27 protein-coding genes, 1 tRNA gene, 1 rRNA gene and 1 other annotated feature are annotated in these 26,391 nt (G+C 50.8%); of the genes, 14 read left to right on the top strand and 15 right to left on the bottom strand.

Annotation, left to right across the window (positions count from 1 at the left end; all coding sequences use genetic code 11):
- Nucleotides 1–190: 190 nt before the first annotated feature.
- The 5 genes from NMD08_RS06785 to rluD form a co-directional block, all read right to left on the bottom strand.
- Nucleotides 191–266: transfer RNA gene (locus tag NMD08_RS06785), tRNA-Glu, on the bottom strand.
- A gap of 85 nt (nt 267–351) precedes the next feature.
- A 16S ribosomal RNA gene (locus NMD08_RS06780) occupies nt 352–1,891 on the bottom strand.
- A 440-nt stretch (nt 1,892–2,331) separates the two neighbouring features.
- A complete protein-coding gene (gene clpB / locus NMD08_RS06775) occupies nt 2,332–4,905 on the bottom strand; it encodes an ATP-dependent chaperone ClpB (protein ID WP_187253035.1) in 2,574 nt (857 codons plus the stop codon).
- A gap of 129 nt (nt 4,906–5,034) precedes the next feature.
- Nucleotides 5,035–5,766 carry a purine nucleoside phosphorylase YfiH gene (yfiH, locus tag NMD08_RS06770; RefSeq protein WP_151218105.1) on the bottom strand — a complete coding sequence of 244 codons (732 nt, stop codon included), beginning with the start codon at nt 5,764–5,766 and terminating at the stop codon, nt 5,035–5,037.
- Nucleotides 5,763–6,743, bottom strand: coding sequence for a 23S rRNA pseudouridine(1911/1915/1917) synthase RluD (rluD, locus tag NMD08_RS06765; protein WP_003031246.1), 981 nt, complete (start codon nt 6,741–6,743; stop codon nt 5,763–5,765). Before rluD ends, yfiH begins: the two co-directional genes overlap by 4 nt.
- 131 nt (nt 6,744–6,874) lie before the next feature.
- Here rluD and bamD point away from each other — a divergent pair, with 131 nt between their 5' ends.
- The 4 genes from bamD (at nt 6,875) to pheA (ending at nt 9,631) form a co-directional block, all read left to right on the top strand.
- The gene (gene bamD, locus NMD08_RS06760; protein ID WP_151218106.1) at nt 6,875–7,612 is read left to right on the top strand and encodes an outer membrane protein assembly factor BamD; all 738 of its coding nucleotides are present in this window, start codon (nt 6,875–6,877) and stop codon (nt 7,610–7,612) included.
- Between the two features lie 269 nt (nt 7,613–7,881).
- A complete protein-coding gene (gene raiA / locus NMD08_RS06755) occupies nt 7,882–8,220 on the top strand; it encodes a ribosome-associated translation inhibitor RaiA (protein ID WP_151218107.1) in 339 nt (112 codons plus the stop codon).
- 102 nt (nt 8,221–8,322) lie between these two features.
- Nucleotides 8,323–8,448, top strand: a sequence feature (Phe leader region).
- Nucleotides 8,324–8,371, top strand: a complete 48-nt coding sequence (pheL, locus tag NMD08_RS06750; protein ID WP_100250063.1) for a pheA operon leader peptide PheL — start codon at nt 8,324–8,326, stop codon at nt 8,369–8,371. (Overlaps the previous feature by 48 nt.)
- Nucleotides 8,449–8,470: 22 nt before the next feature.
- On the top strand, nt 8,471–9,631 hold the full coding sequence (gene pheA, locus NMD08_RS06745) for a bifunctional chorismate mutase/prephenate dehydratase (protein ID WP_003031243.1): 1,161 nt from the start codon (nt 8,471–8,473) through the stop codon (nt 9,629–9,631).
- 44 nt (nt 9,632–9,675) lie between these two features.
- On the opposite strand, the gene tyrA is transcribed toward pheA, so the two are convergent.
- Both tyrA and aroF read right to left on the bottom strand, forming a co-directional pair.
- Complete coding sequence (gene tyrA, locus NMD08_RS06740) at nt 9,676–10,797, bottom strand: bifunctional chorismate mutase/prephenate dehydrogenase (protein WP_151218108.1); 1,122 nt, start codon at nt 10,795–10,797, stop codon at nt 9,676–9,678.
- A 10-nt stretch (nt 10,798–10,807) separates the two neighbouring features.
- Entirely contained in the window at nt 10,808–11,878 is a 1,071-nt protein-coding gene (gene aroF / locus NMD08_RS06735) for a 3-deoxy-7-phosphoheptulonate synthase (protein ID WP_210905266.1), read from the bottom strand.
- A 215-nt stretch (nt 11,879–12,093) separates the two neighbouring features.
- Between aroF and NMD08_RS06730 the strand changes: the two genes are divergently transcribed.
- The 4 genes from NMD08_RS06730 to NMD08_RS06715 all read left to right on the top strand — a co-directional run bounded on the left by NMD08_RS06730 (nt 12,094) and on the right by NMD08_RS06715 (nt 14,859).
- Nucleotides 12,094–12,468 (top strand): DUF2799 domain-containing protein, encoded by a 375-nt coding sequence (locus NMD08_RS06730; RefSeq protein WP_151218110.1) that lies wholly within the window; start codon nt 12,094–12,096, stop codon nt 12,466–12,468.
- A 158-nt stretch (nt 12,469–12,626) separates the two neighbouring features.
- Nucleotides 12,627–13,145, top strand: a complete 519-nt coding sequence (locus tag NMD08_RS06725) for a YfiR family protein (protein ID WP_151218111.1) — start codon at nt 12,627–12,629, stop codon at nt 13,143–13,145.
- Entirely contained in the window at nt 13,138–14,364 is a 1,227-nt protein-coding gene (gene dgcN, locus NMD08_RS06720) for a diguanylate cyclase DgcN (protein ID WP_187260360.1), read from the top strand. The genes NMD08_RS06725 and dgcN overlap by 8 nt, the downstream gene beginning before the upstream one ends.
- Before the next feature lie 12 nt (nt 14,365–14,376).
- Complete coding sequence (locus NMD08_RS06715) at nt 14,377–14,859, top strand: OmpA family protein (protein WP_151218113.1); 483 nt, start codon at nt 14,377–14,379, stop codon at nt 14,857–14,859.
- A gap of 128 nt (nt 14,860–14,987) precedes the next feature.
- Here NMD08_RS06715 and rplS read toward each other — a convergent pair whose 3' ends face one another.
- The 5 genes from rplS to ffh all read right to left on the bottom strand — a co-directional run bounded on the left by rplS (nt 14,988) and on the right by ffh (nt 18,657).
- Nucleotides 14,988–15,335 carry a 50S ribosomal protein L19 gene (rplS, locus tag NMD08_RS06710; protein WP_002914145.1) on the bottom strand — a complete coding sequence of 116 codons (348 nt, stop codon included), beginning with the start codon at nt 15,333–15,335 and terminating at the stop codon, nt 14,988–14,990.
- 39 nt (nt 15,336–15,374) lie between these two features.
- On the bottom strand, nt 15,375–16,142 hold the full coding sequence (gene trmD / locus NMD08_RS06705) for a tRNA (guanosine(37)-N1)-methyltransferase TrmD (protein ID WP_003031232.1): 768 nt from the start codon (nt 16,140–16,142) through the stop codon (nt 15,375–15,377).
- A 44-nt stretch (nt 16,143–16,186) separates the two neighbouring features.
- On the bottom strand, nt 16,187–16,735 hold the full coding sequence (gene rimM / locus NMD08_RS06700) for a ribosome maturation factor RimM (protein WP_003031230.1): 549 nt from the start codon (nt 16,733–16,735) through the stop codon (nt 16,187–16,189).
- An 18-nt stretch (nt 16,736–16,753) separates the two neighbouring features.
- Complete coding sequence (rpsP, locus tag NMD08_RS06695; protein ID WP_003031228.1) at nt 16,754–17,002, bottom strand: 30S ribosomal protein S16; 249 nt, start codon at nt 17,000–17,002, stop codon at nt 16,754–16,756.
- A 293-nt stretch (nt 17,003–17,295) separates the two neighbouring features.
- Complete coding sequence (gene ffh / locus NMD08_RS06690; protein WP_003031226.1) at nt 17,296–18,657, bottom strand: signal recognition particle protein; 1,362 nt, start codon at nt 18,655–18,657, stop codon at nt 17,296–17,298.
- A 165-nt stretch (nt 18,658–18,822) separates the two neighbouring features.
- On the opposite strand from ffh, the gene NMD08_RS06685 reads away from it, so the two are divergent.
- Complete coding sequence (locus NMD08_RS06685) at nt 18,823–19,614, top strand: inner membrane protein YpjD (RefSeq protein ID WP_151218114.1); 792 nt, start codon at nt 18,823–18,825, stop codon at nt 19,612–19,614.
- 18 nt (nt 19,615–19,632) lie between these two features.
- Nucleotides 19,633–20,922 carry an HlyC/CorC family transporter gene (locus NMD08_RS06680; RefSeq protein WP_187253037.1) on the top strand — a complete coding sequence of 430 codons (1,290 nt, stop codon included), beginning with the start codon at nt 19,633–19,635 and terminating at the stop codon, nt 20,920–20,922.
- Nucleotides 20,923–20,972: 50 nt separating this feature from the next.
- Here the strand turns inward: NMD08_RS06680 and grpE are convergent, their stop codons facing one another.
- Nucleotides 20,973–21,566, bottom strand: coding sequence for a nucleotide exchange factor GrpE (grpE, locus tag NMD08_RS06675; protein WP_210905270.1), 594 nt, complete (start codon nt 21,564–21,566; stop codon nt 20,973–20,975).
- 121 nt (nt 21,567–21,687) lie between these two features.
- On the opposite strand from grpE, the gene nadK reads away from it, so the two are divergent.
- The 3 genes from nadK to bamE all read left to right on the top strand — a co-directional run bounded on the left by nadK (nt 21,688) and on the right by bamE (nt 24,807).
- Nucleotides 21,688–22,566: an NAD(+) kinase gene (nadK, locus tag NMD08_RS06670; protein WP_151218116.1), complete on the top strand. Its 879-nt coding sequence runs from the start codon at nt 21,688–21,690 to the stop codon at nt 22,564–22,566.
- A gap of 85 nt (nt 22,567–22,651) precedes the next feature.
- On the top strand, nt 22,652–24,313 hold the full coding sequence (gene recN / locus NMD08_RS06665) for a DNA repair protein RecN (RefSeq protein ID WP_370619839.1): 1,662 nt from the start codon (nt 22,652–22,654) through the stop codon (nt 24,311–24,313).
- Nucleotides 24,314–24,462: 149 nt separating this feature from the next.
- Nucleotides 24,463–24,807 carry an outer membrane protein assembly factor BamE gene (gene bamE, locus NMD08_RS06660; protein WP_003826401.1) on the top strand — a complete coding sequence of 115 codons (345 nt, stop codon included), beginning with the start codon at nt 24,463–24,465 and terminating at the stop codon, nt 24,805–24,807.
- Nucleotides 24,808–24,857: 50 nt separating this feature from the next.
- Here bamE and NMD08_RS06655 read toward each other — a convergent pair whose 3' ends face one another.
- Nucleotides 24,858–25,154, bottom strand: coding sequence for an RnfH family protein (locus tag NMD08_RS06655; protein ID WP_151218118.1), 297 nt, complete (start codon nt 25,152–25,154; stop codon nt 24,858–24,860).
- Nucleotides 25,138–25,581 (bottom strand): type II toxin-antitoxin system RatA family toxin, encoded by a 444-nt coding sequence (gene ratA, locus NMD08_RS06650; protein WP_210905271.1) that lies wholly within the window; start codon nt 25,579–25,581, stop codon nt 25,138–25,140. The genes NMD08_RS06655 and ratA overlap by 17 nt, the downstream gene beginning before the upstream one ends.
- 154 nt (nt 25,582–25,735) lie before the next feature.
- Between ratA and smpB the strand changes: the two genes are divergently transcribed.
- A complete protein-coding gene (gene smpB / locus NMD08_RS06645; protein ID WP_370619837.1) occupies nt 25,736–26,218 on the top strand; it encodes an SsrA-binding protein SmpB in 483 nt (160 codons plus the stop codon).
- Nucleotides 26,219–26,391 lie beyond the last annotated feature (173 nt).

Below are 26,391 nucleotides of genomic sequence, written 5' to 3'. Positions count from 1 at the left end.
ACCATCGTGTTGCGAAAATTTGAGAGACTCGAACACACCCTTTTTCATTTCTTATTACGGAGAAATGAAACAGTGTGTCGTTTCAATTTTCAGCTTGATCCAGATTTTTAAAGAGCAAATATCTCAAACGTCACCCGAAGATGAGTTTTGAGATATCAGGGTACGCGTCTTTCACTCACGAACCAGCAAGTGGCGTCCCCTAGGGGATTCGAACCCCTGTTACCGCCGTGAAAGGGCGGTGTCCTGGGCCTCTAGACGAAGGGGACGTGTAAGTCTCAATCGCAAGACGCCTTGCTATTTACTTTTCATCAGACAATCTGTGTGAGCACTACAAAGAACGTTTCTTTAAGGTAAGGAGGTGATCCAACCGCAGGTTCCCCTACGGTTACCTTGTTACGACTTCACCCCAGTCATGAATCACAAAGTGGTAAGCGCCCTCCCGAAGGTTAAGCTACCTACTTCTTTTGCAACCCACTCCCATGGTGTGACGGGCGGTGTGTACAAGGCCCGGGAACGTATTCACCGTGGCATTCTGATCCACGATTACTAGCGATTCCGACTTCATGGAGTCGAGTTGCAGACTCCAATCCGGACTACGACATACTTTATGAGGTCCGCTTGCTCTCGCGAGGTCGCTTCTCTTTGTATATGCCATTGTAGCACGTGTGTAGCCCTACTCGTAAGGGCCATGATGACTTGACGTCATCCCCACCTTCCTCCAGTTTATCACTGGCAGTCTCCTTTGAGTTCCCGGCCTAACCGCTGGCAACAAAGGATAAGGGTTGCGCTCGTTGCGGGACTTAACCCAACATTTCACAACACGAGCTGACGACAGCCATGCAGCACCTGTCTCAGAGTTCCCGAAGGCACCAAGGCATCTCTGCCAAGTTCTCTGGATGTCAAGAGTAGGTAAGGTTCTTCGCGTTGCATCGAATTAAACCACATGCTCCACCGCTTGTGCGGGCCCCCGTCAATTCATTTGAGTTTTAACCTTGCGGCCGTACTCCCCAGGCGGTCGACTTAACGCGTTAGCTCCGGAAGCCACGCCTCAAGGGCACAACCTCCAAGTCGACATCGTTTACGGCGTGGACTACCAGGGTATCTAATCCTGTTTGCTCCCCACGCTTTCGCACCTGAGCGTCAGTCTTTGTCCAGGGGGCCGCCTTCGCCACCGGTATTCCTCCAGATCTCTACGCATTTCACCGCTACACCTGGAATTCTACCCCCTCTACAAGACTCTAGCCTGCCAGTTTCGGATGCAGTTCCCAGGTTGAGCCCGGGGATTTCACATCCGACTTGACAGACCGCCTGCGTGCGCTTTACGCCCAGTAATTCCGATTAACGCTTGCACCCTCCGTATTACCGCGGCTGCTGGCACGGAGTTAGCCGGTGCTTCTTCTGCGAGTAACGTCAATTGCTGAGGTTATTAACCTCAACACCTTCCTCCTCGCTGAAAGTACTTTACAACCCGAAGGCCTTCTTCATACACGCGGCATGGCTGCATCAGGCTTGCGCCCATTGTGCAATATTCCCCACTGCTGCCTCCCGTAGGAGTCTGGACCGTGTCTCAGTTCCAGTGTGGCTGGTCATCCTCTCAGACCAGCTAGGGATCGTCGCCTAGGTGAGCCGTTACCCCACCTACTAGCTAATCCCATCTGGGCACATCCGATGGCAAGAGGCCCGAAGGTCCCCTCTTTGGTCTTGCGACGTTATGCGGTATTAGCTACCGTTTCCAGTAGTTATCCCCCTCCATCGGGCAGTTTCCCAGACATTACTCACCCGTCCGCCACTCGTCACCCAAGGAGCAAGCTCCTCTGTGCTACCGTTCGACTTGCATGTGTTAGGCCTGCCGCCAGCGTTCAATCTGAGCCATGATCAAACTCTTCAATTTAAGTTTGATGCTCGTGAATTAAACTTCGTAATGAATTACGTATGTTCACTCAGAGACTTGGTATTCATTTTTCGTCTTGCGACGTTAAGAATCCGTATCTTCGAGTGCCCACACAGATTGTCTGATAAATTGTTAAAGAGCAGTGCCGCTTCGCTTTTTCTCAGCGGCGCGGGGTGTGCATATTACGCCATCCCGCTACGAAGTCAAGCATTTAATTGTGCTTTCTTCGCCGAAGTTCTCAGTGGAACCCCGCTGACCCGGCGGCTTGTAATCCGTTGTTCCGTGTCAGTGGAGGCGCATTATAGGGAGTTATTTGAGGCTGACAAGTTAAAAATACAAAAAACTTATCAAGCGATTACTTTTCAATCGATCACTCTGTTTTTGCCTGGTTATTAAACAAAAACGAGCCCCGCAGGGCCCGTTTATGGTCATTTAGTGACTTACTGCACTGCCACAATGCGATCGTCGTTAACTTCCAGGCGAATCGTTTTGCCAGGAATCAGCTCACCAGACAGGATTTGCTGAGCCAGCGGGTTTTCGATCTGTTGCTGGATAGCGCGTTTCAATGGACGTGCGCCATATACTGGATCGTAACCATTCGCGCTCAGCAGTTTAAGCGCCTCGTCAGAGATGTGAATTTCATAACCACGCTCTTCCAGACGTTTATACAGACGCTGCAGCTGGATCTGAGCAATAGAAGCAATGTGCTGCTCACCCAATGGATGGAATACAACGACCTCATCTATACGGTTGATGAATTCCGGACGGAAGTTATGGCTCACAACGCCCAGCACCATATCCTTCATGTGGCCATAATCCAGCTCCCCGAAGCGTTCCTGAATCAGGTCCGATCCCAGGTTTGAGGTCATGATGACAACCGTGTTACGGAAATCGACCGTTCTCCCCTGCCCGTCAGTCAGACGACCATCGTCAAGCACCTGCAACAGGATGTTGAACACATCCGGATGCGCTTTCTCCACTTCATCGAGCAGGATGACAGAGTAAGGACGACGGCGTACCGCTTCCGTCAGATACCCACCTTCCTCATAGCCGACATATCCCGGAGGCGCCCCGACCAGACGAGAGACAGAGTGTTTCTCCATAAACTCGGACATATCGATACGCACCATTGCGTCGTCGCTGTCGAACATAAAATTAGCCAGCGCCTTACACAGTTCGGTTTTACCGACACCGGTTGGGCCAAGGAACAGGAATGAACCAATCGGACGATTCGGGTCGGACAACCCTGCACGGCTACGACGGATGGCGTTAGAAACCGCTTCCACCGCTTCATTCTGGCCAATCACGCGGCTGTGCAGTTCCTGCTCCATACGTAACAGTTTTTCCCGCTCGCCTTCCAGCATGCGGGCAACCGGGATCCCGGTCCAGCGCGCCAGCACTTCTGCAATTTCTGCATCCGTCACTTTATTACGCAGCAGACGCATGGTTTTGCCTTCAGACTGGGTGGCGGCTTCGAGCTGTTTTTCCAGTTCAGGAATTTTGCCATACTGCAGTTCGGACATCCGCGCCAGATCGCCGACACGACGCGCCTGTTCAATGGCGATTTTCGCCTGTTCCAGCTCAGCCTTGATAGTTTGCGTTCCAGAAAGGGAAGCTTTTTCAGCTTTCCACTCTTCTTCTAACTCAGAATACTGGCGCTCTTTATCATCCAGCTCTTCGTTGAGCATATCGAGACGTTTTTTACTCGCCTCATCAGACTCTTTCATTAATGCCTGCTGTTCCAGTTTGAGCTGGATAATACGGCGGTCGAGTCTGTCGAGTTCCTCCGGCTTGGAGTCAATCTGCATACGAATGCTGGATGCCGCTTCGTCAATGAGGTCGATAGCTTTATCAGGCAACTGACGATCGGCAATATAGCGGTGAGACAGCGTAGCTGCCGCGACAATCGCCGGGTCAGTAATCTGCACGTGGTGGTGCAGTTCATAACGCTCTTTCAGACCACGCAAAATCGCGATGGTATCTTCTACTGAAGGTTCGGCCACAAACACTTTCTGGAAACGACGTTCCAGCGCAGCATCTTTTTCGATGTACTGGCGATACTCATCAAGCGTTGTTGCGCCTACACAGTGCAGTTCCCCACGTGCCAGTGCAGGTTTCAGCATATTTCCGGCGTCCATTGCGCCATCGGCTTTACCCGCCCCAACCATGGTGTGTAACTCATCAATAAACAGGATGACATTGCCTTCCTGTTTAGAAAGATCGTTCAGCACACCTTTTAAGCGTTCTTCAAACTCACCACGATATTTGGCTCCAGCCACCAGCGCACCCATATCCAGCGCCAGCACACGGCGGCCTTTTAAGCCTTCCGGCACTTCACCATTGATGATGCGTTGAGCCAGCCCTTCAACAATCGCGGTTTTACCGACCCCGGGCTCACCGATTAACACCGGGTTGTTTTTAGTACGACGCTGCAGCACCTGAATGGTGCGGCGAATTTCTTCATCACGACCGATAACCGGATCGAGTTTGCCCTGCTCGGCACGTTCGGTCAGATCGACGGTATATTTTTTCAAGGCCTGACGTTGGTCTTCAGCCCCCTGGTCATTCACGCTTTCACCTCCACGCATTTGTTCAATTGCCTGAGTGATATTGGCGGTCGTCGCGCCTGCTGATTTTAATAAATCGGTCAGCGTACCGCGTGACTCAAGCGCTGCCAGAACGAACAGTTCTGACGAAATAAAGTTGTCCCCACGTTTTTGCGCCAGCTTGTCGCAAAGATTCAGAACACGCACCAGATCCTGAGAAGGCTGCACATCACCACCGGTACCTTCTACCTGCGGCAAACGGCTCAACGCCTGGTCAATAGCTGTACGTAACTGGCCAGCATTAATGCCAGCGGACGTTAATAAAGGACGTACCGATCCCCCTTCCTGATTCAGCAAGGCGCTCATTAGATGAAGTGGTTCGATGAATTGATTGTCGTGCCCCAATGCGAGTGACTGGGCATCGGCAAGAGCAAGCTGGAATTTATTGGTAAGACGATCCAGACGCATAACTCCTCCCATAACAGGTCAAAATTGCTACTGGAGATTAAATGAGGTCATCCCTCAATTATTCAAGGTTAATGACCTGAATTATGTGAAAAGAAAATTACACGTACCGGATCGTCTTGATTCTTTAGGTTATATCAGCCAAATAAAACTTGCCATACGCCCCGTGGTATTGTCGCGACGATAAGAGAAGAACGTCTCACTTTCGCTGAAGGTGCAACGGTCGCCGCCGTAAAGGTTCTCCACACCGACATTTGCCAGACGTTGGCGCGCAAGCTGATAGATATCCGCCAGATATTTGTCATCACGCGGGACAAATGCGATGTCCGCTTGCGGATCTTTCTCCATAAACGCTTCGCGGACTTCTGCTCCCACTTCAAACGCGTCCGGGCCAATCGCCGGGCCTAGCCAGGCGATAATGTTTTCAGGTTTGTCGGCAAAACACGCCACCGTCTCTTCCAGCACACCTGCGCATAATCCTCGCCAACCCGCATGGGCCGCCGCAACCTCCGTTCCTGCGCGATTGCAAAACAGCACCGGCAAACAGTCAGCCGTCATCACCGCACACACGGTGCCCGGCATGTTGCTGTATGAAGCATCTGCACGTTTGGAGGCGTAAGGCTCGCCAGTCAGTTTCAGAACGTCCTTACCGTGGACCTGTTCCAGCCAGACGGGCTTTGCAGGCAGATTGCCCGCAGCAAACAGCCGCATGCGGTTCTCCTCAACATGCTCCGGGTTATCACCGCAATGGGCCCCCAGATTCAGCGAATCGTAAGGCGACATACTGACACCGCCAATACGAGTAGAACTACACGCCGCGACACCCTGCGGTATCGGCCACTGCGGGACAATTAGCTTACTCATAGCCAGGCAATATCATCCTTATGTTCTTCGAAATCAGCACGCATCACTTCAATCAACTGCACCATATCTTGTGGAATTGGCGCGTGCCATTCCATTTCGATACCGGAAATTGGGTGATACAAACGCAGCATGGTCGCGTGCAGCGCCTGACGATCGAACTTACGCAATACGGAGATAAATTCGTCAGAAGCGCCTTTCGGTGGACGCGGACGACCGCCGTAGACCTGATCGCCCACCAGCGGATGGGTGATATGCGCCATGTGCACGCGGATCTGGTGCGTACGTCCGGTTTCCAGACGCAACCGCAGACGCGTGTGCACACGGAAGTGTTCCATGATGCGATAGTGCGTCACCGCAGGTTTCCCCATCGGGTGTACCGCCATGTGCGTACGCTTAGTCGGGTGACGGCTAATCGGCTCCTCAACGGTTCCGCCTGCCGTCATGTGACCAATCGCCACGGCTTCGTACTCACGGGTAATTTCACGCAGCTGCAGCGACTCCACCAGTCGCGTTTGCGCAGGAACGGTTTTTGCCACCACCATTAATCCCGTCGTGTCTTTATCCAGACGGTGCACAATACCGGCACGAGGAACATCCGCGATCGGCGGGTAGTAATGCAGCAATGCATTCAAAACCGTGCCATCAGGATTACCGGCGCCCGGATGCACCACGAGATCACGGGGTTTGTTGATGACAAGAATGTCGTCATCTTCATAAACGATATCCAGCGGGATATCCTGAGGTTCAAAACGCACCTCTTCGTCAATTTCTGCATTGATGGAGACGCGTTCTCCACCCAACACTTTTTCTTTCGGTTTATCGCAAAGATTGCCATTTACCAGCACGCGCTGATCAAGGATCCATTCTTTTATGCGCGATCGTGAATAATCAGGGAACAATTCGGCCAAAGCCTGATCTAAGCGTTGACCGAGCTGATTTTCGGAGACTGTTGCGGTGAGTTCTACTCGTTGTGCCATAAACTGCTTCTTCGTTTAACGTTGGGTTTTACGGCTTTGCCGTTTAATATAGTGTGCTATTGTAGCTGGTCTTAACCGGGAGCAGGAACAGAGAATCTCCCGTAATACATTTTGAGGAAAGTCAAAACGTCATGACGCGCATGAAATATCTGGTGGCAGCAGCCACGTTGAGCCTGTTTTTGGCGGGTTGCTCTGGTTCAAAGGAAGAGGTGCCCGATAATCCGCCAAATGAAATCTACGCGACTGCTCAGCAAAAGCTGCAGGACGGTAACTGGAAACAGGCAATAACGCAATTGGAAGCGTTGGATAACCGTTATCCATTTGGACCGTATTCTCAGCAGGTGCAATTAGATCTCATCTACGCCTACTACAAAAACGCCGATCTGCCGCTTGCTCAGGCTGCCATCGATCGTTTTATCCGTCTTAATCCGACACACCCTAACATTGATTATGTCATGTATATGCGTGGCCTGACCAATATGGCGTTGGACGATAGCGCACTGCAAGGGTTCTTTGGTGTTGATCGCAGCGATCGCGATCCGCAACACGCCCGAGCTGCGTTTAATGACTTTTCCAAACTGGTACGTGGCTATCCGAACAGCCAGTACACTACTGACGCCACCAAACGTCTGGTATTCCTGAAGGATCGTCTGGCGAAGTATGAATACTCCGTTGCGCAATACTACACTGCCCGCGGAGCATGGGTCGCTGTGGTAAACCGTGTGGAAGGTATGCTACGCGACTACCCTGATACTCAGGCAACACGTGATGCTCTGCCGTTAATGGAAAAAGCTTATCGCCAGATGCAGATGAATGCGCAGGCAGAAAAAGTAGCGAAAATCATTGCCGCTAACAGCAGCAATACCTGATTTACCTCAGAATGCAAAACGGCAGCCCTTGGGCTGCCGTTTTTTTACCCGTTAACGCCACAACTGAAGCGGTTTAGCTGCAACGCATCTCATCAAATATGGCCTGCTTTCTGGTATTCCTCAAGTAAAATATCGCCTGTTCCTGCTGTGCCTCACAAAAAGGTTTTCTTGACAAAAAGCGACAAAATAATGTGATTTAAATCACACATTTTGACATTAGGAACGGTATGCTGGAATCACCAAGACGGGAAAGACAAGAGGTAAAATTTATGACAATGAACATTACCAGTAAACAAATGGAAATTACTCCGGCAATTCGCCAGCATGTCGCAGACCGTCTCGCCAAACTTGAAAAATGGCAAACTCATCTGATTAATCCACATATCATTCTGTCTAAGGAGCCACAGGGTTTCATTGCTGATGCCACCATCAATACACCGAACGGACATCTGGTCGCCAGCGCAAAACACGAGGATATGTACACCGCAATTAACGATTTGATCAACAAGCTGGAACGGCAGCTCAATAAAGTGCAGCACAAAGGCGAAGCCCGTCGTGCAACAGCTTCAGTAAAAGACGCCAACTTCGTCGAAGCAGAAGAAGAGTAGTCCCTTACATTGAGTGTATCGCCAACGCGCCTTCGGGCGCGTTTTTTGTTGACATGGTGAAAACAGTACGGGTACTTTACTGATATAGCCAAAGGAAAATTACATGAAACTTGTCCCGTTCTTCTTCGCATTCTTTTTTACCTTCCCCTGAATGGGAGGCGTTTCGTCGTGTGATAAAGAATGCGAAGACGAACAATAAGGCCTCCCACAACGGGGGGCCTTTTTTATTGATAACAAGAAAGGCAACACTATGACATCGGAAAACCCATTGCTGGCGCTGCGCGATAAGATCAGCACGCTGGATGAAAAATTACTGGCCCTGCTGGCTGAGCGACGTGGACTGGCCGTAGAAGTTGGCAAAGCAAAACTGCTTTCGCATCGTCCGGTTCGTGATATCGACCGTGAGCGCGACCTGTTAGACCGCCTGATTCAGCTTGGCAAAGCACATCATCTTGATGCTCATTATATTACTCGCCTGTTCCAGCTGATTATCGAAGACTCCGTCCTGACACAACAGGCACTGCTCCAGCAGCATCTGAACAAAATCAATCCGCACTCTGCGCGCGTAGCCTTCCTCGGCCCAAAGGGTTCATATTCTCACCTCGCCGCCCGTCAGTATGCCGCCCGCCACTTTGAACAATTTATTGAAAGCGGCTGCGCAAAATTTGCCGATATCTTTAATCAGGTTGAAACCGGACAAGCTGACTACGCGGTGGTTCCGATTGAAAACACCAGTTCCGGCGGGATTAACGACGTTTACGACCTGCTACAACACACCAGCCTGTCTATCGTTGGCGAGATGACCATCACAATTGACCACTGTGTGTTGGTATCCGGCACAACGGATCTCGAGACTATTGAAACTGTTTACAGCCATCCGCAGCCGTTCCAGCAGTGCAGCAAATTTCTGAGTCGCCATCCACACTGGAAGATTGAGTACACCGAAAGTACCTCTGCGGCAATGGAAAAAGTTGCGCAGGCTAACTCGCCGCGCGTGGCGGCTCTGGGGAGCGAAGCCGGAGGCGTACTGTATGGTTTGCAGGTTCTTGAGCACATTGAAGCTAACCAGACGCAAAACATCACCCGCTTCGTGGTACTGGCGCGCAAAGCAATCAATGTTTCTGACCAGGTTCCGGCAAAAACCACGCTGCTGATGGCGACAGGACAACAGGCGGGTGCGCTGGTTGAAGCGCTGCTGGTATTGCGCAACCATAATCTGATTATGACCAAACTGGAGTCACGCCCAATTCACGGCAATCCGTGGGAAGAGATGTTTTACCTGGATATTCAGGCCAACCTGGAATCGCCTCAGATGCAAAAAGCATTGAAGGAACTGGGTGAGATTACGCGTTCGATGAAAGTACTTGGCTGCTATCCAAGTGAAAATGTGGTGCCGGTCGATCCGAGCTAACGTTTTATAATGCCGGATAGCGCTAAGATTATCCGGCATTCTATTTACTGGCGGCTATCGTTAGCCTGGCGCAACAACGTACGGCTTTCGCTCTGAAAGCGCTGAGCGTAATCGCCAAACCAGTGCTCCACCTTACGGAAGCTGTCGATAAACGCTTGCTTATCGCCCTGCTCCAGTAAACCGATCGCCTCACCAAAACGTTGGTAGTAGCGTTTGATCAGCGCAAGGTTGCTCTCAGACGACATAATAATATCAGCATAGAGCTGCGGATCCTGGGCAAACAGACGTCCTACCATCGCCAGCTCAAGGCGGTAAATCGGCGAAGAGAGCGCCAGCAACTGTTCCAGTTGAACATTCTCTTCCGCTAGATGCAGACCGTAAGCAAAAGTCGCAAAGTGACGTAGTGCCTGAATAAACGCCATATTCTGGTCGTGTTCAACGGCGCTGATCCGATGCAACCGCGCCCCCCACACCTGAATCTGTTCGAGAAACCACTGATAAGCTTCCGGCTGACGTCCGTCACACCAGACGACGACTTGCTTGGCCAGACTGCCGCTGTCCGGACCAAACATCGGATGCAATCCCACCACCGGGCCATCGTGCGCCGCCAGCATCGCCTGCAAAGGACCATTTTTCACCGAAGCCAGATCCACCAGGATACAGTCAGAAGGCAGGCGCGGTAATTTGGCGATCACCTGCTCGGTGACGTGGATCGGCACACTGACGATCACCATGCCGGCATCAGAGACGATCTCCGGCGCGCGATCCCAGTCCTGCTGTTCCAGGATCCGCACCTGGTAACCTGACAAGGTGAGCATTTTTTCGAACAGACGTCCCATCTGACCACCACCACCGACGATCACCACCGGGCGCAGAGAAGGACAAAGTGTTTTAAACCCTTTGTCATTTTCGCTGGAGTAGGACTCACGCATAACCCGACGCAACACATCTTCAATCAGGTCCGGTGGCACGCCCAGAGCTTCCGCCTCTGCCCGGCGGGAGGCCAGCATAGAGGCTTCCCGCTCCGGTACGTAGATCGGCAGCCCAAAGCGGCTTTTTACTTCACCGACTTCGGCAACCAACTCCAGGCGGCGTGCCAGTAAGTCCAGCAACGCCTTGTCGACTTCATCAATTTGATCGCGTAATGCGGTCAATTCAGCAACCATAACCAACCTCTTATGCTACACGCGCCGACAGCTGACCGTTTAAATCCTGGCTAATTTCACGCAACAGCGCATCCGTCATTTCCCAGCTAATGCAGGCATCGGTTACGGACACGCCGTATTTCATTTCGCTGCGCGGCTGTTCAGAAGACTGGTTGCCTTCGTGAATATTACTTTCGATCATCAAGCCAATGATCGAGCGATTGCCATCTTTGATTTGTGCAATCACAGATTCAGCCACGGCAGGCTGGCGGCGGTAATCTTTATTGGAGTTACCATGACTGCAATCTACCATCAGAGAAGGTCGTAGTCCCGCCTGCTCCATCTCTTTTTCGCACTGGGCGACATCTGCCGGACTGTAGTTCGGCGCTTTACCACCACGCAGGATCACGTGACCGTCCGGATTCCCCTGAGTTTGCAACAGCGCAACCTGCCCGGCCTGATTAATACCAACAAAGCGGTGCGACTGTGCCGCCGCTCGCATGGCATTAATGGCGGTCGCAAGACTACCGTCAGTACCATTCTTAAAGCCGACCGGCATGGAAAGACCGGAAGCCATTTCGCGGTGAGTCTGCGATTCCGTGGTACGGGCTCCGATTGCGGACCAGCTAAACAGATCGCCCAGGTATTGCGGACTATTTGGATCCAGCGCTTCAGTTGCCAGCGGCAGTCCCATATTCACCAGTTCAAGCAGCAGTTGACGCGCAATTTTCAGTCCTGCTTCAACATCAAAAGAGCCATCCATGTGAGGATCGTTAATTAACCCTTTCCAGCCGACGGTGGTACGGGGTTTTTCAAAATAGACGCGCATCACCAGGTAGAGGCTATCGCTGACCTCTGCGGCAAGGGCTTTAAATCGACGAGCGTACTCAATAGCCATTTCAGGATCGTGAATGGAGCATGGACCACATACCACCAGCAAACGCGGATCGCGACCGGAGATAATATCTGAAATGATTTTACGCGACTGGGAGATTTGCGCTTCTTGCGCCTGGCTCAGCGGAAATTCAGCTTTCAGCTGCTCCGGAGTCATCAGAACCTGTTCGTCGGTAATATGTACGTTGTTCAGCGCGTCTTTTTGCATGATGGTGATCCTGTTTAGCTCGTTTGCGATAGTTAATCCTCAGCGAGGAGGAAATAACGATACCACAACAGGTAAAGATTTCAATCCACAATCCGTAAATTTTAATTTACAACACGCAATTTATCAGCAGAAAAAGCCGTTAATAATGTACAATTAAATTTACACCATTCAATATTCAAATCCGCTATGCTTAAAAAAACAAGGGAGCACGGGCAATGAAGCAACTCATCAGCACCTTATTTCTATTCCTTCTTAGCGGTTGTCAAATAGATCCCTATACCCACGCCCCCACCTGGACAGGGACCGACTGGTACGATGCCGGTATACAAGATGCCATTTCGGGCTATGCCGTTAAAGATAATGAAACTCTTGCCGACAACTTCAATGATCCCGACGTCGATCGTACGAAATATCTTAAGGGTTTCGCCGAGGGGCAACGTAAAATCTGCCAGCAGGATTTTGTTTACGCCAGGGGGCTGGCCGGGAAAACCTTTCCCCAAAGTTGTGATACGGTCGAAAATGTAGACCAGTTACATAATGCCTGGCAAAAAGGAGCAAATGAAGGCTCCGCCTCAATAAGATTAAATTAAACAATGAGTTAAACTTTACAATCAACTAGGATTTAACTTAAATCACCAGCAGCTTTATCCCTGGAATAATGACGACTTAGGAAAATAATGTTATTTTGTCCTAAACAATTTTGAATGTATTTCGACGCTTTACGGCAAATGCTGGTAGGTAACTATTCATGAGCTATTCTTACCGACTCATACTTCTACTGGCACTGCTCCTGACCGGGTTACCGCTGTACGCCCAAAGCATTACAGAAGAAGCAAAATCTGTACGTGCTATGGTTTCCGGTATCGTTAGTTATACACGCTGGCCTGCACTTTCCGGGCCGCCCAAACTGTGTATTTTCTCTTCATCGCGTTTTTCCAGTGTTCTGGAAGATACCAGTACTGGGGCATTACCCTATCTTCCCGTCATCATTCGTACGGAACAAGAAATATTAGTTTCGCAGTGTGACGGTTTTTATTTTGGAAAAGAATCACCTACTTATCAGGTGGAATTAAAGAATAAATATCCGACTAAGGCATTGTTATTAATTGCCGAACAGAATCCCGAATGCGTTATTGGCAGCGCCTTTTGCCTCATAATTAAAGATGAAGATGTGAGATTTTCCGTAAATATGGATTCCCTTTCACGCAGTGGCGTAAGGGTCAGTCCAGACGTATTGATGCTTGCACGGAATAATAAGCATGGATAAGGGCCATTCTCCTGTAACACGCCCGACGTTTAAGCGGACATTACGGCGTATCAGCATAATCAGTGTCCTGGTGACGATGACGTTGATCTGGTTGCTGCTCAGCATTTCTTCCGTGCTGGCATTGAGACAGTATGCGCAAAAGAACCTGGATTTGACCGCTGCAACCATGACCCGTACGCTTGAAGCTGCGCTCGTTTTTTCTGATAGCGTCGCGGCAACGGAAACGCTGGCTGCACTGGGCCAGCAAGGGCAATTTTCCGTTGCGGAAGTTCGTAATAAAAACCAAAAGGCGATCGCCACCTGGCGTTATAACGCGCAGGACACCACGGAGAAGATCAGCGGACTGATCAGCCACTGGCTGTTCCCACAACCGGTCACTAAGCCTATTTTGCATAATGGCAACGTCATCGGCGAAGTACGATTGACCGCGCGCGATAGCGTCATTAGTCATTTCATTTATTTGTCGCTGGCCGTTCTTACCGGGTGCATTCTGTTGGCATCAGGCATTGCATTAATGCTCACTCGCTATTTACACAATGGCGTCGTGGAAGCCCTGCAAAATATAACTGAAGTGGTACATGATGTTCGTACCAACCGTAATTTTTCACGACGTGTATCCGAAGAGCGCATTGAAGAGTTTCATCTTTTTGCCCAGGATTTTAATAGTCTGCTGGACGAGATGGAGGAGTGGCAACTTCGACTGCAGGCAAAGAACGCTCAGCTTTTGCGTACTGCACTCCATGATCCTCTGACGGGCCTGGCGAATCGTGCCGCATTTCGTAGCAGTATTAACGCGCTGATGAATGACGATGTCACCCACAGCAGTTCCGCATTGTTATTTCTTGATGGTGATAATTTTAAATTTATTAATGATACCTGGGGCCACGCTGCGGGGGATCGGGTTCTGATTGAAGTCGCAAAAAGGCTGTCCGAGTTTGGCGGTAATCGACATTCGCCATACAGACTTGGCGGCGACGAGTTCGCGATGGTGCTATATAGCGTTCATTCTGAATATGAGGTTCAGCGGATCTGTGCTGCACTTTCACAAGAGTTTGACCGACCTTTTGACCTGCATAATGGTCATTTAGCAAGCATGACACTCAGTATCGGTTTTGCGCTGACGTGGGAACATGCCTCTGCCGAGAAATTACAAGAACTTGCCGATCAAAATATGTATCAGGCCAAACATATGCGTTCTGAACGCACTATTATTAAATAAGGAATCACACACATGCTAAAACGCTTATTATCCCCATTTCTTTTGCTTTTACTGGTTGTGGCAGGCTGTCAGGCTCCTCAGGGAAAATTTACCCCAGAGCAAATTGCAGCCATGAAATCGTACGGATTTACTGAAGCTTCCGGAGACTGGTCTCTTGGCCTGTCTGACAACATCCTGTTTGATAAAAACGACTACAAGCTCCGCCCCGAAAGCGAAAAACAGATCCAGGAAATGGCTTCCAAACTGGCTGCTACCGGGCTTAACCATGCGCGCCTGGACGGTCATACCGATAACTACGGCGAAGACAGTTACAACGAAGCTCTGTCGCTCAAACGCGCGAATGTGGTTGCCGATGCCTGGGCACAGGGCGCCAATATTCCCCGCGCCAACCTGACAACTCAGGGGCTTGGGAAGAAATACCCGATCGCAAGCAACCAGACGTCAAAAGGTCGTGCTGAAAACCGTCGCGTTGCAGTCGTGATCTCGACGCCGTAATGAATATTCAACTGACTGCGCGCCGCGCAGTCATCTAATAACAAAAAACAAATGAATAAAGGTCGGAATAAAAAAAGGGCCAGCCTTTCGGCCAGCCCTTTTCTAACAGGATGTCGCTTGCGCGAATCTTAGTTAAGACGCTCTTTGATACGAGCAGACTTACCAGTGCGCTCACGCAGGTAGTACAGTTTAGCTTTACGAACAGCACCACGACGTTTAACAGCAATGCTGTCAACTACCGGAGAGTGAGTCTGGAAGACACGCTCAACGCCTTCGCCGTTGGAAATTTTACGAACAGTGAATGCAGAGTGCAGACCGCGGTTACGAATAGCGATAACCACGCCCTCGAATGCCTGCAGACGTTTTTTGGAACCTTCAACAACCCATACTTTCACTTCCACGGTATCACCCGGACGGAAGGAAGGTACGTCCTGCTTCATCTGTTCTTGTTCAAGTTGCTTAATAATGTTGCTCATAATTTAATCTCTTATCCTGGGTAAACTGATATTGGGGGCTTACGCCTGCCCATCATGTTTATGTTGCTGTTGCGCGTGTTCCTTTTTGAACTCCGCCAGCAACCTTGCTTGCTCTTCAGTCAGAGCCAGGTTTTCCAGAAGTTCAGGTCTTCTAAGCCAGGTCCGGCCCAGCGACTGCTTCAAACGCCAGCGACGTATCTCAGCATGGTTTCCTGACAGTAACACTGCCGGTACTTCCATCTGCTCTAACACTTCAGGTCGGGTATAGTGTGGGCAATCCAGCAATCCATCAGCAAACGAATCTTCGATTGCTGAAGCCTCATGACCCAGAACCCCCGGAATAAACCGGGAAACGGAGTCTATCAGCGTCATTGCTGGTAACTCACCACCGCTGAGGACGTAATCGCCGATTGACCATTCTTCGTCAATTTCGGTTTGAATCACGCGCTCATCTATTCCTTCATAGCGACCACACACCAGAATCAGCTTTTGATTCGTGGCCAGTTCGCTAACGCCCGCTTGATCAAGCTTGCGTCCCTGAGGTGAGAGATAAATCACCTTTGCGCCTTCACCAGCCGCAGCTTTCGCTGCATGAATGGCGTCCCGTAAGGGTTGCACCATCATTAACATCCCCGGTCCGCCGCCGTAAGGACGATCGTCCACGGTACGGTGCCGGTCATGAGTAAAGTCACGAGGACTCCAGCTCTGGATGTTTAGCAGGCCATTTTTTACTGCCCGGCCAGTTACCCCGTAATCGGTAATTGCGCGGAACATTTCTGGAAACAGGCTAACGATACCTATAAACACAAGCCAATCCCCATAACGCCGACTTTTACCGTTTATCCGGTGGTTTAAAAACCAGGATCCCAATCTACTTCGATAGTTCGAGTAGCGAGATCGACTTTCTTGATAACCTGCCCATCGAGGAACGGCACAAGACGTTCCTTGATACCAAACGCATCTTTCAGGTTTGCCTTGATGACGATGACGTCATTCGAACCGGTTTCCATCATATCGACGACTTTACCGAGATCGTAGCCTTCAGTGGTCACTACCTGGCAGCCCATAAGGTCTTTCCAGTAGTAAGAACCATCTTCCAGCGCTGGCAACTGCGAGGAATCCACGACAATTTCGCAATTAGTCAGTAGATTCGCCGAATCACGATCGTCAACGCCTTTCAGCTTGATGATCAGATCCTGATTGTGGTGCTTCCAGCTTTCCAGCTGTACTTGCTGCCACTGACCCGCCTTCTGGATAAACCAGGGCTGATAGTCAAAAATGCTTTCGGCGTCTTCAGTGGAAGAAAACACTCTGAGCCAACCACGGATACCGTAAGAAGACCCCATTTTCCCCAAAACAATGGGTTCCACAGGAGCCTGTGCGGCGAGTTGCTTGCTCATCATGACCACCGTGACAGATTAAGCTGCTTTGTTTGCTGCTTTGATCAGCGTAGCTACGCGATCAGAAATAGTCGCGCCCTGGCCAACCCAGTGAGCGATGCGATCCAGATCCAGGCGAGTGCCTTCTTCTTTTTCGCTAGCGATTGGGTTAAAGAAGCCAACGCGCTCGATGAAGCGACCGTTGCGTGCATTACGGCTGTCGGTAACAACAACCTGGTAGAACGGACGCTTTTTAGCGCCGTGACGAGCTAAACGAATAGTAACCATAACATCCTCTTGTGTGAATAAAACACCCAGGCCCCATCGAGGAACGGAGCCCGGGTGTCATATTAAAAGCCCGAAAATTTTACTGATTTCTGGGGAAAATGCAATCAGCAGTTGATAACTCTGCTATAAAAGGCCGTCGGCAGTGCCGTCAGCCTCCTGAGCGTACACGCAGTACGTGAGCATTTACTCGCTCCGCTCGCCCTTCGGGCCGCCCTAAAGGGCGTTCAAAACACTACAGTGTTTTGTCGAGCACACTCCGGTGTCAAAATGGCAAATAAGGTAGCCCGATATATTTATCTACCGGGGAAGCCGGGCGGCATCATCCCCTTCATACCACGCATCATCTTAGCCATACCGCCCTTCTTCATTTTCTTCATCATGCGCTGCATGTCGTCGAACTGTTTCAGAAGGCGGTTTACGTCCTGTACCTGCATACCGCAACCAGCAGCAATACGGCGTTTACGGGAACCTTTGATGATTTCTGGCTTAGCGCGTTCTTTCATCGTCATCGAGTTGATGATGGCTTCCATACGCACCAGCACTTTATCGTCCATTTGCGATTTCACGTTGTCAGGGATCTGACCCATGCCCGGTAGCTTGCCCATCAGACTTGCCATACCGCCCATGTTTTTCATCTGGTTGAGCTGCTCAAGGAAATCGTTGAGATCGAAGCCATCGCCTTTTTTCAGCTTGCTGGCTAATTTCTCGGCCTGCGCGCGATCAACTTTGCTTTCGATATCTTCGATAAGCGACAGCACGTCGCCCATGCCGAGAATACGTGAAGCAATCCTGTCCGGATGGAACGGCTCCAGTGCTTCAGTTTTCTCCCCGACGCCGAGGAATTTAATCGGCTTGCCGGTGATGTGGCGAATAGAGAGCGCGGCACCGCCACGAGCATCACCATCAACTTTAGTCAGCACCACACCGGTTAACGGCAGCGCTTCGTTAAAGGCTTTGGCGGTATTTGCAGCATCCTGACCGGTCATGGCATCGACCACAAACAGCGTTTCTACCGGCTTGATAGAAGCGTGAACCTGTTTGATTTCGTCCATCATCGCTTCATCAACGTGCAAACGACCGGCGGTATCCACCAGCAGCACGTCGTAGAATTTGAGTTTGGCTTCTTTCAGCGCGGCGTTAACGATATCAACCGGCTTCTGGCCGACATCCGACGGGAAGAAGTCCACACCGACCTGCTCGGCCAGCGTTTCCAGCTGTTTGATCGCCGCCGGACGATACACGTCTGCGGAAACCACCAGCACTTTCTTCTTGTGCTTCTCACGCAGGAACTTACCCAGCTTACCGACGCTGGTGGTTTTACCCGCACCCTGCAGGCCCGCCATCAGCACAACGGCTGGCGGCTGTGCAGCCAGATTCAGGGTCTGGTTTTCTTCGCCCATTGCCGCAACCAGTTCGTTACGGACAATCTTGACGAACTCCTGACCCGGCGTCAGGCTTTTGTTAACTTCATGACCAACCGCTTTCTCTTTTACGCGATTGATAAACTCACGCACTACCGGCAGCGCTACGTCAGCCTCCAGCAGCGCCATGCGCACTTCGCGCAGCGTTTCTTTAACGTTGTCTTCAGTAAGGCGTCCACGGCCACTGATATTGCGCAGCGTGCGCGACAAACGATCGGTTAAATTATCAAACATTGTCTCTCGCCTGGGGTGGAAACGGTCGGTCGCGACAGCGACACATCAACAGAAATTTGTCGCAGTATAACATGAAGCCGCCTTTGTTGTTATGCAACGGTTGGAGCAGCGGTCACGTAACGCTATACTGCTTTTCTTTATCACTGGCCAACTGTCGACACCTATATGCCCGTTTTTGCTCTGCTCGCCCTTGTCGCCTACTCAGTCAGCCTTGCGCTGATTATTCCCGCTCTGCTGCAAAAAAACAGCGGCTGGCGGCGTATGGCTATTCTCTCTGCGGTCGTCGCGCTGGTGTGCCATGCTGTCGCTCTGGAAGCACGTATTCTACCCGGCGGTGAAAGCGGACAAAACCTGAGTCTGCTGAACGTTGGCTCGCTGGTGAGTCTGATGATCTGTACCGTGATGACCATCGTCGCGTCGCGCAACCGCGGCTGGCTATTGCTGCCCATTGTCTACGCCTTTGCGCTAATCAATCTCGCCTTTGCCACGTTTATGCCTAACGAGTTCATCACCCATCTCGAAGCTACGCCGGGCATGATGATTCACATCGGGCTGTCGCTGTTCGCTTATGCCACGCTGATTATCGCCGCGCTCTATGCGCTACAGCTGGCATGGATTGACTACCAGTTAAAAAACAAAAAATTGGCCTTCAGCAATGAAATGCCACCGCTGATGAGTATTGAGCGGAAAATGTTTCATATCACCCAAATCGGCGTGGTTCTGCTGACGCTCACCCTGTGCACCGGCCTGTTTTACATGCACAACCTGTTCAGCACGGAGAACATTGATAAAGCCGTCCTCTCTATCGTGGCATGGTTTGTCTATATCGTTCTGTTGTGGGGGCATTACCATGAAGGCTGGCGCGGACGTCGCGTCGTATGGTTTAACGTCGCAGGCGCAGGCATTCTGACGCTGGCCTATTTCGGCAGCCGTATCCTGCAGCAGTTCGTGAGTTAAATCTTTAAGGAACCCTACGTGGAACACATCTCCACCACCACACTCATTGTCACGCTTCTCATCATGGTGGTCATATCCGCCTATTTTTCCGGTTCTGAAACCGGAATGATGACCCTGAATCGCTACCGTCTACGTCATCGGGCCAAGCAGGGAAATCGTCAGGCGAAACGCGTTGAAAAGTTACTGCGCAAGCCGGACCGTCTGATAAGTCTGGTACTCATCGGGAATAACCTGGTGAATATTCTGGCCTCCGCGCTCGGTACCATTGTCGGTATGCGCCTGTATGGCGATGCGGGCGTCGCCATTGCCACCGGGGTATTGACGTTTGTAGTGCTGATATTTGCCGAAGTACTGCCAAAGACCATTGCCGCGCTTTATCCGGAAAAAGTCGCCTATCCAAGCAGCGTCCTGCTGGCCCCACTGCAGATTCTGATGATGCCGTTGGTCTGGCTACTCAATACCATCACGCGGCTGCTAATGCGCATGATGGGCATTAAAACGGATATCGTGGTGAGCGGTTCGTTGAGCAAAGATGAACTGCGAACGCTGGTGAATGAATCGCGCTCGCAAATTTCACGCCGTAACCAGGATATGCTGCTGTCCGTGCTGGATCTGGAAAAAGTCAGCGTCGATGACATCATGATCCCGCGTAACGAAATCATCGGTATTGATATTAACGATGACTGGAAGTCTATCGTACGTCAGCTTTCGCACTCTCCGCACGGCCGCATTGTGCTGTACCGAGACTCGCTGGACGATGCTATCAGTATGCTGCGCGTGCGTGAGGCCTGGCGATTAATGGCAGAAAAAAAAGAGTTCACCAAAGAGACCATGTTACGCGCCGCCGACGAAATCTATTACGTCCCGGAAGGTACACCACTTAGCACCCAGCTCATTAAGTTTCAGCGAAATAAAAAGAAAGTGGGTCTGGTCGTTAATGAATATGGCGATATTCAGGGACTGGTCACGGTTGAGGATATACTGGAAGAGATTGTCGGCGACTTCACCACCTCAATGTCACCCACGCTTGCCGAAGAAGTAACGCCGCAAAATGATGGCTCAGTGATCATTGACGGCAGCGCCAACGTTCGTGAAATCAATAAGGCGTTTAACTGGCACCTGCCGGAAGATGACGCCCGGACCGTGAATGGTATTATTCTTGAAGCACTGGAAGAGATCCCGGTTGCCGGTACGCGTGTGCGTATTGGGCAGTATGATATCGATATTCTCGACGTCCAGGACAATATGATTAAGCAGGTGCAGGTCTTGCCGGTCAAACCGCTACGGGAAAGCGTGTCGGATCAGTGAGCGTAATTCAGGCCGGGTAGCGCGTGAGCATTACCCGACCTGAAAGCTGATTAGCCTTTGGCTTTCGCCACAGAGACCATCGCGGCGCGAATGGTACGTCCGTTCAGGGTATAACCTTTCTGCATAACCATCAGCACATTACCGGCGGCAACGTCGTCAGACTCTACCATTGCAATGGCCTGGTGCACGTTCGGGTCCATCGGCACATCAATATCCGCCACCACCTGTACGCCAAACTTCGCCACAACATCCAGCATTGACTTACGGGTCAGCTCAATACCTTCAACCATCGCCGCCATCGCGTCATTATCTTTGTCCGCCACTTCCAGCGCGCGGTCCAGGCTATCCAGCACCGGCAGCAGTTCGTTGACGAATTTTTCCAGCGCAAATTTATGCGCTTTTTCTACGTCCAGTTCGGTACGACGACGCAGGTTTTCCATTTCCGCTTTGATACGCAACACGCTGTCGCGCTCGCGAGTTTCGGCTTCAGCAAGCTGAGCTTCCAGATTCGCAATTTTTTCATCGCGCGGATCCACCTGCTCAGCAGAAGCGTTTGATTCAACCGCCTCAACTTCTTCGTGCTGATCCATGATAATTTCTTCCGGGGCTTGCCCCTCAGGCGTTTTCTGTTCTTTACTACTCATGAATTTCTCCGCGTTTTTTCGCATTCATCTCGCTAACCTGGATTATTATGGGGATAAGATTCTGGGTTTCAAGGGAAGTACTCACATTGTCACTAATCTTCGTTACAAGGACCTCGAGAAAATGAACAAACATTTCAAGTGTATTGGCATTGTGGGGCATCCACGTCACCCCACTGCACTGACCACACATGAAATGCTCTACCGCTGGCTTTGCGCCAAAGGTTATGAGGTTATCGTCGAGCAACAAATCGCCCACGAGCTGCAGTTGAAAAATGTGAAAACCGGTACGCTCGCAGAGATTGGCCATCAGGCAGACCTCGCCGTGGTCGTTGGCGGCGATGGCAATATGTTGGGTGCGGCACGCACTCTGGCACGTTATGACATCAAGGTTATCGGGATTAACCGCGGCAACCTCGGTTTCCTGACCGATCTAGACCCTGACAATGCCCAGCAGCAGTTAGCTGACGTGCTGGAAGGCCACTACATCAGCGAAAAGCGCTTTCTACTCGAAGCCCAGGTGTGCCAGCAAGATTGCCAAAAGCGCATTAGCACGGCCATCAATGAAGTTGTGCTGCACCCCGGAAAAGTGGCGCACATGATTGAATTTGAAGTCTACATTGATGAAATCTTTGCCTTCTCTCAGCGTTCTGACGGGCTAATTATCTCCACCCCTACCGGCTCTACCGCCTATTCGCTCTCTGCCGGAGGCCCAATTCTGACGCCTTCTTTAGATGCTATTACGCTGGTACCGATGTTCCCGCATACGCTTTCTGCGCGACCGCTGGTGATCAACAGTAGCAGCACGATTCGCCTGCGCTTTTCACATCGCCGGAACGATTTGGAGATCAGCTGTGACAGCCAGATCGCCCTGCCTATCCAGGAAGGTGAAGACGTATTGATTCGCCGCTGTGATTATCATCTGAACCTGATACACCCCAAAGATTACAGCTATTTCAATACATTAAGCACTAAGTTAGGCTGGTCAAAAAAATTATTCTAATTTAACGCCAACCTCTTTACTGTATAAAAAACCAGTTTATACTGTATGTAATTACAGTTATGGTTTTTCATACAGGAAAACAGCTATGTTGGCACAACTGACCATCAGCAATTTTGCTATCGTTCGTGAACTTGAGATCGATTTTCAGAGCGGAATGACCGTCATTACCGGCGAGACTGGTGCGGGTAAGTCCATTGCCATTGATGCCCTCGGTTTGTGCCTGGGCGGCAGGGCCGATGCCGACATGGTGCGTACAGGCGCCACCCGAGCCGACCTGTGCGCCCGTTTTGCCTTAAAAGACACCCCCGCGGCCCTGCGCTGGCTGGAAGAAAACCAGCTTGAGGAGGGTCGTGAGTGTTTGCTGCGTCGCGTAATCAGCAACGATGGCCGCTCCCGAGGCTTTATCAACGGCACCGCCGTTCCCCTGTCGCAACTACGCGAGCTGGGACAACTGCTTATTCAAATCCACGGCCAGCACGCGCACCAACTCCTGACGAAATCTGAACACCAAAAATCCCTGCTTGATGGTTATGCCAATGAAGTGTCCCTGACTCAGGAAATGGCCGCGCGCTACCAGCTGTGGCACCAGAGCTGTCGCGACCTCGCCCATCATCAACAACAAAGTCAGGAACGCGCAGCCCGGGCGGAACTATTGCAATACCAGTTAAAGGAACTGAACGAATTCAACCCGCAGCCGGGCGAGTTTGAGCAAATTGATGAAGAGTACAAGCGTCTGGCTAACAGCGGGCAATTGCTCACCACCAGCCAGCAGGCGCTGGCTATCCTGGCGGATGGTGAAGACATCAATTTGCAAAGCCAACTGTACACCGCAAAGCACCTGGTTACTGAACTGGCAGGCATGGACGGTAAGCTCTCCGGTATTCTGGACATGCTGGAAGAGGCGACCATCCAGCTCAGTGAAGCCAGCGACGAGCTTCGCCACTATTGCGATCGTCTGGATTTAGACCCTAACCGCTTGTTCGAACTGGAGCAACGTATTTCCAGACAAATCTCGTTGGCGCGTAAGCATCATGTTGCCCCTGAAGCACTGCCACTGTTCTACCAGTCATTGCTGGATGAGCAACAACAACTGGACGATCAGGCAGACTCACTCGAAACATTAACCCTGGCGGTGAACAATCATCACCAGCAGGCGCTGGAAACGGCAAAAATGCTGCATCAGCAGCGTCAACATTATGCTCAGGAACTGGGACAACTTATTACAGAGAGCATGCATGCTCTCTCGATGCCGCACGGTGTCTTTTGTATTGATGTGAAATTTGAGGAACACCATCTGAGCGCAGACGGTGCCGATCGCGTGGAATTTAAAGTTACCACTAACCCCGGTCAGCCGTTACAGCCCATTGCGAAAGTCGCTTCTGGCGGCGAGCTGTCTCGCATTGCGCTGGCTATTCAGGTCATCACCGCACGTAAAATGGAAACCCCTGCCCTGATTTTCGATGAGGTGGATGTCGGTATTAGCGGCCCGACTGCTGCTGTGGTGGGTAAAATGCTGCGTCAGCTAGGTGAGTCAACCCAGGTTATGTGTGTGACTCACCTGCCGCAGGTTGCTGGCTGCGGTCATCAACATTTCTATGTCAGCAAAGAAACTGACGGCGCAATGACCGAAACACACATGCAGCCGCTTGATAAACGCGCTCGTCTGCAGGAATTAGCCCGCCTGCTTGGCGGGAGCGAAGTGACGCGCAATACCCTCGCAAATGCAAAAGAACTGCTGGCGGCATAAACTTTTTTACCTTGTGAAGGTCTGAGTTCAACATAAAATCGCCGACCGACCCGACAGCAAAAGGTTTTAAAGTGGTGAAAGGTCTATTATCATCGGCATATTACATATGAGCCGCGTACTGCTCGGGCCCGAAAAGGAATCAAATCACTATGCGCTGTAAAACGCTGACTGCTGCTGCAGCAGTACTACTGATGTTGACTGCAGGCTGTTCCACTCTGGAGCGAGTGGTTTACCGCCCTGACATCAACCAGGGAAATTATCTGACACCTACCGATGTCGCCAAAGTGCGTACAGGTATGACGCAACAGCAAGTTGCTTATGCTCTGGGTACACCAATGATGTCCGATCCTTTTGGTACTAACACCTGGTTTTATGTGTTCCGTCAGCAGCCTGGGCATGAAGGTGTAACACAGCAAACGCTGACGCTGACCTTTAACAGCAGCGGCGTATTGACCAACATTGATAACAAACCCGCTCTGACCGACAACAAGTAGGTTTGAGAGATCAAAAAAAGGTGCTCAATGAGCACCTTTTTTATTGTCTGTTATTTTTTAGCGGATTTCTCTGCTCGCTGCCTGCGCAGTTCTTTTGGATCAGCAATCAATGGCCGATAAATTTCCACCCGATCGCCGTCATGAAGAACATCGGCTAGCTTAACCGGACGGCTGTAGACGCCCACTTTATTTTTACTGAGATCGATATCGGTACGTAATTCCAGCAGCCCGGAAGCACGAATAGCCTCTTCCACCGTTGCACCCTGCTGCAGCGTGACGCGCTGTAAATACTGTTTCTCGGGCAGCGCGTACGCTACTTCAACAACAATTTTAGCCGACGCTGACACTGTAAACCTCTTTCGCGCGAAGCGTGAAGGCCTGCACCATGTTAGAAGCCAGCTCTTTAAAGATGCGGCCAAACGCCAGCTCGATTAACTTATTGGTGAACTCAAAATCGAGATGAAACTCAATACGACACGCTTCATGGCTTAGTGGCGTAAACTTCCAGCCGCCAATCAGTTTCTTGAACGGTCCATCGACCAGATGCATCAGGATGCTCTGATTGCTGGTCAGTTGATTGCGCGTGGTGAACGTTTTGCTGATCCCTGCTTTCGAGACATCCACAGCGGCCGTCATTTGTCCTGGAGTCGACTCCAGCACGCGGCTACCGGTGCAACCCGGTAAAAACTGGGGATAGGATTTAACATCATTCACTAGCTGATACATCTGTTCCGCACTGTAAGGTACTAAAGCGGTCCGGCTAATCTGAGGCATAACAATTTCCATCAATATCAATCACGCAAATAATACCATTTATCCCCTGCTAAAAAAAACGCTATAGCCTAACTCGTGCTAAGATAGCGCCTTGCGCCCCGCTGGATGAAATGGGGTGTTTTTCGATTCCAGATTACCTATACTGAGCGGCATTATGACGAAGAAAAAAGCACACAAACCTGGCTCAGCCACAATCGCGCTTAACAAGCGCGCACGACACGAATACTTTATTGAAGAAGAGTTCGAAGCAGGCCTCGCCTTGCAGGGTTGGGAAGTCAAATCCCTGCGCGCGGGTAAAGCTAACATCGGCGACAGCTATGTCATTCTTAAAGACGGCGAAGCGTTCCTGTTTGGCGCCAACTTCACGCCGATGGCGGTGGCCTCAACGCACGTAGTATGCGATCCCACTCGCACCCGTAAGTTGTTGTTAAACCAGCGCGAGCTCGACTCCTTGTATGGTCGAATGAATCGTGATGGTTATACCGTTGTTGCGCTTTCGCTGTACTGGAAAAATGCCTGGTGCAAAGTGAAAATTGGCGTTGCAAAAGGTAAGAAACTGCACGACAAACGCTCTGATGTCAAAGAACGCGAATGGCAGTTAGATAAAGCGCGTATTATGAAAAATGCTGGCCGCTAAACGCCACTCCACTGCAACCAGTCTCTCATCTTGAGGCTGGTTCTTATTTTTTAGTTATTGAACCCGCCCAATACATTCACCCAACTTATAGTATATTTATGCTGAATCGTCCAAAGATGAAATAACCCCTCTATCATTATGGTAGCTGTCTATAGTCTAATAATATAAAAGTT

Source organism: Citrobacter meridianamericanus (assembly GCF_041320245.1).
Lineage (GTDB): Bacteria > Pseudomonadota > Gammaproteobacteria > Enterobacterales > Enterobacteriaceae > Citrobacter > Citrobacter meridianamericanus.
The sequence above is the reverse complement of the archived record's forward strand: the minus strand, read 5'-3'. Positions and strand labels throughout refer to the sequence as shown.